The sequence below is a fragment of the Agromyces mediolanus genome, from assembly GCF_014648575.1.
In the GTDB taxonomy this organism is placed as follows: domain Bacteria; phylum Actinomycetota; class Actinomycetes; order Actinomycetales; family Microbacteriaceae; genus Agromyces; species Agromyces mediolanus.
The window spans coordinates 1,599,613-1,605,677 of the sequence record NZ_BMRJ01000001.1 but is presented as its reverse complement, the minus strand read 5'-3'; the positions used below and the strand labels follow the sequence as shown (position 1 = coordinate 1,605,677).

The following is a 6,065-nucleotide window of genomic DNA, read 5'->3' as shown; positions in this document are numbered from 1 at the left end:
GCGCTCGGCGCGGCGGCGGGAGCCGCTGCGGCGGCCTCGGGGGCGCTCGGCGCGGCGGCGGGAGCCGCTGCGGCGGCCTCGGCGACGCTCGGCGCGGCGGCGTCGTTCGTTCCGGTGACGTCGGCGGCTTCCGTGACGTCACGCTCCTCGGGGTCCCGCGGCTCCTCCGAGACGGGGCCGGTGGTGTGATCGGTCATGTCTGCTCCTTCCAAGCTGACCCCACTCTCGCGGCGAAAGCTGTGCGCGGCATCGGCGAAGTCTATGGATCGGCTATCGGCCGGCAGTGAAGCCTCCGAACGGCACGAGCGGCCGGCGGCCGGCCTTCGCCAGCGTAGCGCCGGGCGCTGCGGGTACGGTGTGAGCGTGACCGATTCCCTCGCTCAGGGCCACCTCTCCCCCTGGCAGCGCACCGCGGCCGGCGCCGGGCTGCTCGGCGCCGATGGGCGCATCGCGGCCACCGTCTTCGCCGAGATGAGCGCGCTCGCGCAGCGCACCGGCGCCATCAACCTGGGTCAGGGCTTCCCCGACGAGGACGGCCCGGCGGTGGTGCTCGAGGCCGCGATCGACGCGATCCGGAGCGGGATGAACCAGTATCCGCCGGGCACCGGCATGCCGGTGCTGCGGGAGGCGATCGCCCGGCACCAGCGGCACTGGTACGGGATCGAGGTCGACCCCGAGCAGGAGGTGCTCGTGACCGCGGGCGCGACCGAGGCCCTGGCGGCGACCGTGCTGGCCTTCGTCGAGCCCGGCGACGAGGTCGTCACCTTCGAGCCGTACTACGACGCGTACGCCGCACTCATCGCCCGCGCGGGCGGCGTGCATCGCACCGTGCCGCTGCGCTTCCCCGAGTGGCGCCCGGACCACGACGAGCTGCGCGCGGCCGTCACCGATCGCACCCGGCTCATCATCGTCAACGACCCGCACAATCCCACCGGGGCCGTCCTCGACGACGCCACCGCCGAGCTCCTCGTCGAGCTCGCCGAACGGCATGACGCACTCCTCGTCACCGACGAGGTCTACGAGCACCTCCGCTTCGACGGGCCGCACCGCCCGATCGCGGGCCGCCCGGGCGCGGGCTCGCGCACGATCAGCATCTCCTCGGGCGGCAAGACGTTCTCCACCACGGGCTGGAAGATCGGCTGGGTGACGGCCCGCCCGGAGCTCGTCACCGCGGTGCTCGCCGTGAAGCAGTACCTCAGCTACGTGAACGGCGCCCCGTTCCAGCCCGCGATCGCGACGGGCCTCGACCTGCCCGATGCGGTGTTCACGGCCGCCGCCGCATCGCTGGGCCGGCGCGCCGAGCTGCTCTCCGCGGGGCTCGAAGCTGCGGGCTTCGTCGTCTCCCGCCCGCGCGCCGGCTACTTCGTCGTGGCCGATGCGGGTCCGCTCGGCTTCGACGACGCCGAGGAGCTGTGCCGCCGCCTGCCGGAGCTCGCCGGCGTCGTCGGCATCCCGGTCTCGGCGTTCGTCCGGCCGGAGCACCGGCACGAGGTCGCCCGGCTCGTGCGCTTCGCCTTCTGTAAGCGCGAGGACGTGCTGCGGGAGGCATCCGCGCGTCTCGCCGCGCTGGGCGCGGCCTGAAGCGGCCGGCCGCGCGCCCGATCAGCGCGGGACGACGCGGTAGCGGCGCAGCTCGAGCGCGGGGTTGACCCGTCGAACGCGATCGAGTCGGTCCCGTTCGAGCCAGGCGATCGCCACCCCGGCCTCCTCGCCGAGGCCCGCGATCTCGACCCCCATCGGGTCGACGACGAGGCTCGCTCCGACCGCGACGGGCGGCGTCTGGTCCGCGGCGGCCAGGTACACCGTGTTCTCGATCGCGCGGGCCGTGGCGAGCGTGCGCCAGTGGTGCTCCTTCAGCGGTCCGCGCACCCATTCCGCGGGCACCAGGACGAGTTCGGCGCCCGCGTCGACGAGGGTCCGCGTGACCTCGGGGAAGCGCAGGTCGTAGCAGGTCTGCATGCCGACGGTGAAGCCGTCGAGCTCGAAGAGCTCCGGCGCGGCCAGCTCGCCCGCAGCGACGTGCTCCGACTCCCGCTGACCGAAGGCGTCGTAGAGGTGCTGCTTGCGATAGCGCGCGACCACGGCCCCGTCGGCGTCGGCCGCGACGAGCGTGTTCGAGAACCGGCCGTCGTCGCGTCGCTCCAGCATCCCGGCGACGAGGTGCACGCCGAGCTGTCCGGCGAGGGCGCTGAATGCGCCGACGAAGGCGCCGTCGACCGGTTCGGCCGCCTCGGCCATCTCCCGGCCGAGCTCGGGCGTGAAGAACATGGCGTACTCGGGGAGCACGACGAGCTTCGCACCCCGCGCCACCGCGAGCTGTGCGAGCCGCTCGATCTGCGCGAGGTTCGCTGCGACGTCGGCGACCGGTGCGAACTGGCCGACCGCGACGCCGAGCGCCGCGCCCGCGGTCACCGCGCCGCCCCGATCGCTCCGACGGCCCAGTCGTAGTGACCGCCGAGGCACTCGTGCACGGGCTCGGCGAGCGGCCCGCCGAGCCAGGGGAACCGCGTGGCATCGAAGAGGACGTCGGCGTCCAGCGCGCCGACCTTCGCGAGGGCGACGGCGTGGCTGCCCTGCAGCCGCGCGAACGCGCGTTCGGCGCCGCCGCGGGTGCGGGTACGGTCGCGGAGGCTGAGGTTCAGCTCGTCGAGCTCGCTCCAGGAGAACCCCTCGGCCGGGTATGCCGGAGTCTCGCCGCGCTCGATCGCCGCGATCCAGCCGAGGAGCAGCTCGTGCCAGGCGAACACGTGATCGAGGACGTCCTGGAGATCGCGATCCCGCCCGTCGCGATCGCGGAACGGAGCGTCGCGCTCCGACGGCGGGATGGCGTCGACGACCGCTTCGAGGCTCCGGAGCGACCGCATCGCGGCGGCCTGCAGGGCGATCTGCGTCTCCGGAGTCGGCATGGTCCCATCGTAGACGGATGCCTCGCGCGCAGCTCGGGCGGGTGGACTCAGGCGAGCAGCCAGTCGGACAGCGCAGCGAGGTCGGCCGCGAGCTGGTCGTCGACCGCTCGATAGCGGACGACTCGTCCCTCCCTCGGACCGTCGACCACCAGGTAGCCGAGCTGCTCGAGGTCGCGGAGCGCGGTCGTCGCCGAGCCGCGGCTCACTCCGGTGCTCGCGACGATCTCGGTGTGCGAGCTGCGCGGATGGTGGACGACGTGCCGGAGCACGCTGGCCCGAGCCGCCCCGGCGAGCGCCTGCTGCATCGAGGCGATCCGCCCCGGAGCTCCGTCGAGCTCGCGTCGTGTCGGCATGTCCACCCTTCCCGATCGCCCTGGGCCGTCCGATCGCCCCGGGGCAGAGATCGGGCTCCCGAGACTCGGGTGATCCGGGGGGATCCAGGTCTCGGGAGCCCGTTTGCAACTGCGTTGCAAGCCCCGAGGAAACGGAGCATCGCGCTCGGCACTACAGGCTTGTTCGACCTCAACCCGATCGAGCGCCGTTCGCGACGAGAATGATGGTATCGCGAACTATCCACGGGATGCAACTCCAGATCGAAACCCTGACTTGCCCCTGTAATTCCAGGCGACCTGCCGCGTTTGAGGTGGATCCATGGCATCCCGAAACGAGCCGCGCCGTGAGTGCCGAACGCACGCCAGTACGGGCTCCAGCACCGGGCGCCGACGGATCGAGGCGGGCGCGGGCGCGGCCGCCGCCACGGCCGCCCGCAGATCCGCTGGGCGCGGGCAGCGGCCGAGCCGCCCCTGCCGCCCGGCCGGACAGGCGTCAGACGTCAGGCGTCAGGCGCGCTTGGCCGAGTCGAACTTGCCCGGCGCGATGTACTCGCCGAGGACCGTCTCGGCCAGCTCGGCGTCGCCGAGCGCGATCGCCCGGTACAGCGCCTCGAGGTAGTGGCCGGCGACGGCGGGCTCGAGCGCGTGCGAGATGACCTGCGTCACTCGGGCGCCGACCAGCTGGTTGAGCTCGTCGAGGATGGGGCTGTCGGCCATGACGAAGAGGTACGCGCGGAACTCGAGCACGGCCCGGCGCATCGCAGCGGCGTCGACCGCGCCGTCGAGCGCGGTCTCTGGCACGATCAAGCGGAGCGCTTCGACCTGCTCGGCCGTACGGCGCATCGCGGCCCAGCGGATGACGAGCCGCTCGAGTGTGGCGTGCACGACGCTCAGCGCGTCGAGCTCCTCGTCGTCGAAGCCGCGCACGGTCGCGGGTGAGCGCGCACCGCCCGGAACGACGAGCTGCTCGGCGACGAGCCCCTGGATGGCCTGCCGCACCGGCAAGCGGCTGACGCCGAACTCCTCGCCGATCGACCGCTCGACCAGCGGGGTACCGGGCACGCGCTGGCCCTCGACGATCTGCTGCCGCAACGCGATCTGGATGCGCTTCGCCTCGGGGACCCGGGCCGCCGGCTCGCTCGCCATCATCGCCCTCCCGCCGCGCGGCTCGCGGCGACCTTGGCCTCGAGCTCGGCGAGCACCTCGGCGCGCACCGCCGACCGAGCGGCCGCGTACTGGGCGCGCACCCCCTCGTCGGCCGCCGCGGCGTCGCGCGCTTCGATCGCCCGCACGACGGCTGCACCGTGCTCGGCGATCAGCCGAGGCGCGAGCACCGCTCCGGCCTCACGGCCGCGGAGCAGCGTGCTGATCTCGAGCACGAACGGATTGCGCGAGGCGTCCGCGATGGCGCCACGGTACGCGAGGACCGACCGGGCCGTGGCGCCGGCGTCGTCGCCGCCGATCGACCGGCCCACCTCGGCGAAGGTGCTGCGGATGCGCTCGACCTCTGCGTCGTCGCGCCGTTCGGCGGCGAGGCGCGCCGCCACCACGTCGAACGCCTCGGAGACCTCGGCCAGCTCGCCGAGATCGCGGAGCCCGAGCTGGCGCACCGCGATGCTGCGGCCGACGCGCGCCACGAGTCCTTCGCGCTCGAGCACCCGGAGCGCATCGCGGACCGGCAGCCGGCTCACGCCGAGCTCTGCTGCGATCGTGCGCTCGATGAGGCGGGACCCCGGCGGACGAGTGCGGGCGATGATCGACTCGCGCAAGGCGTCGGCGACCCGCTCGGCTTCGGTACGCACCTGGTCGGTCATGCCGCCACGCTCAGTCTGCCGACGCGCGCGGCCGCACTGCCACGCGAAAACTGCATCCTGAACGACATAGCAGAACTGTATCAGCAACGATGCGCGCGGGCGCGCCGAGTTCGCCCGGGCGGCCCACCCCAGAAGGCGGGACTCGCAGCCGAGCGAAGCATGAGGCAACACAGATCGAGACAATGGTATCCCATGTGCTATGTTCGGGACGTCCACATCATCGCGAGCGTTGATGTCGACGCTTCCGCGCGACTGGGAATCGGTGCGGAGAGGGGGTCCGGAACCTGGGGGAAACGGTCCGGGCCCCCTCGTGCTCAGGTTGAATTGGCATCCCGCTCGATCGAGCTGAGTCGGCGGCGCAGCGTGCGACGCCGGGAACGGGGATGCACCGACCACGCGCCGAACGGCGCGGACCGGCACAGGGAGAGCCGCCACGATGCGAACGCAGGCCGAGTCGAGTTCCGAGCACGATCATCGCGAGTCCCGCCTGGCGTTCGAGGTCGCCGCGGCTCGGCGCGCGGCCGTGCACCGTTCGATCGCGCACGCCGATGCGCTGCTCGACGCGGCGCAGCGGCTCGTCGCCGCCGTCGAGCGAGCGGAGCCCGCCGATCCAGCGGAAGCCGCCGATCCCGCGGAAGCCGCCCCTCCAGCGGAGTCCGACGCTCGCACGGAATCCGCCGGGCGCGAGGTGGACGCCGTCGAGCTGGCCTTCGTCCGCCGCCTCGCCGAAGCCGCGCAGGTGCCGCTGCTGCTCGAGACCCTCGTGCTGCTGGCCGAGCGCTCCCCCGTTCGCCCCTCCAGGCGCGGCGCGGCTGCGTACCTGAGCCTGGCACAGGCGATCCGGGCAGCCGATCCCGACGGGGCGGAGCGCGCGATCACGTCCCGTCACGAGGCCGATCGCCGACGACGGCGCACCGAGGTGCTCGGGCCGCTGCCGAGGCCCGCCGACCGGCCGCAACCTCCGGCCTGATCGCCCAGGCCGGACCCTCTGTGACGAGTCCCGCGGGCCGGAT

At 73.3% G+C, this 6,065-nt stretch carries 8 protein-coding genes; 2 read left to right on the top strand and 6 right to left on the bottom strand.

What is annotated here, in order from left to right; translation table 11 throughout:
- On the bottom strand, positions 1 to 197 hold a 197-nt coding region (locus tag IEY71_RS07580), incomplete at its 3' end, for a hypothetical protein (protein ID WP_229781572.1).
- Positions 198 to 363: 166 nt separating this feature from the next.
- Between IEY71_RS07580 and IEY71_RS07575 the strand changes: the two genes are divergently transcribed.
- Positions 364 to 1,581 carry an aminotransferase class I/II-fold pyridoxal phosphate-dependent enzyme gene (locus IEY71_RS07575; RefSeq protein WP_229781571.1) on the top strand — a complete coding sequence of 406 codons (1,218 nt, stop codon included), beginning with the start codon at positions 364 to 366 and terminating at the stop codon, positions 1,579 to 1,581.
- Between the two features lie 21 nt (positions 1,582 to 1,602).
- Here IEY71_RS07575 and IEY71_RS07570 read toward each other — a convergent pair whose 3' ends face one another.
- The 5 genes from IEY71_RS07570 to IEY71_RS07550 all read right to left on the bottom strand — a co-directional run bounded on the left by IEY71_RS07570 (position 1,603) and on the right by IEY71_RS07550 (position 5,052).
- Positions 1,603 to 2,412 carry a carbon-nitrogen hydrolase family protein gene (locus IEY71_RS07570; RefSeq protein WP_189084624.1) on the bottom strand — a complete coding sequence of 270 codons (810 nt, stop codon included), beginning with the start codon at positions 2,410 to 2,412 and terminating at the stop codon, positions 1,603 to 1,605.
- Positions 2,409 to 2,906: a ClbS/DfsB family four-helix bundle protein gene (locus IEY71_RS07565; protein ID WP_189084623.1), complete on the bottom strand. Its 498-nt coding sequence runs from the start codon at positions 2,904 to 2,906 to the stop codon at positions 2,409 to 2,411. The genes IEY71_RS07570 and IEY71_RS07565 overlap by 4 nt, the downstream gene beginning before the upstream one ends.
- A gap of 47 nt (positions 2,907 to 2,953) precedes the next feature.
- Complete coding sequence (locus tag IEY71_RS07560; RefSeq protein WP_189084622.1) at positions 2,954 to 3,259, bottom strand: helix-turn-helix domain-containing protein; 306 nt, start codon at positions 3,257 to 3,259, stop codon at positions 2,954 to 2,956.
- Between the two features lie 486 nt (positions 3,260 to 3,745).
- A complete protein-coding gene (locus tag IEY71_RS07555) occupies positions 3,746 to 4,384 on the bottom strand; it encodes a GntR family transcriptional regulator (protein ID WP_189084621.1) in 639 nt (212 codons plus the stop codon).
- Entirely contained in the window at positions 4,384 to 5,052 is a 669-nt protein-coding gene (locus tag IEY71_RS07550) for a GntR family transcriptional regulator (protein ID WP_189084620.1), read from the bottom strand. Before IEY71_RS07550 ends, IEY71_RS07555 begins: the two co-directional genes overlap by 1 nt.
- A gap of 436 nt (positions 5,053 to 5,488) precedes the next feature.
- Here IEY71_RS07550 and IEY71_RS07545 point away from each other — a divergent pair, with 436 nt between their 5' ends.
- Positions 5,489 to 6,022 carry a hypothetical protein gene (locus IEY71_RS07545; protein ID WP_189084619.1) on the top strand — a complete coding sequence of 178 codons (534 nt, stop codon included), beginning with the start codon at positions 5,489 to 5,491 and terminating at the stop codon, positions 6,020 to 6,022.
- Positions 6,023 to 6,065 lie beyond the last annotated feature (43 nt).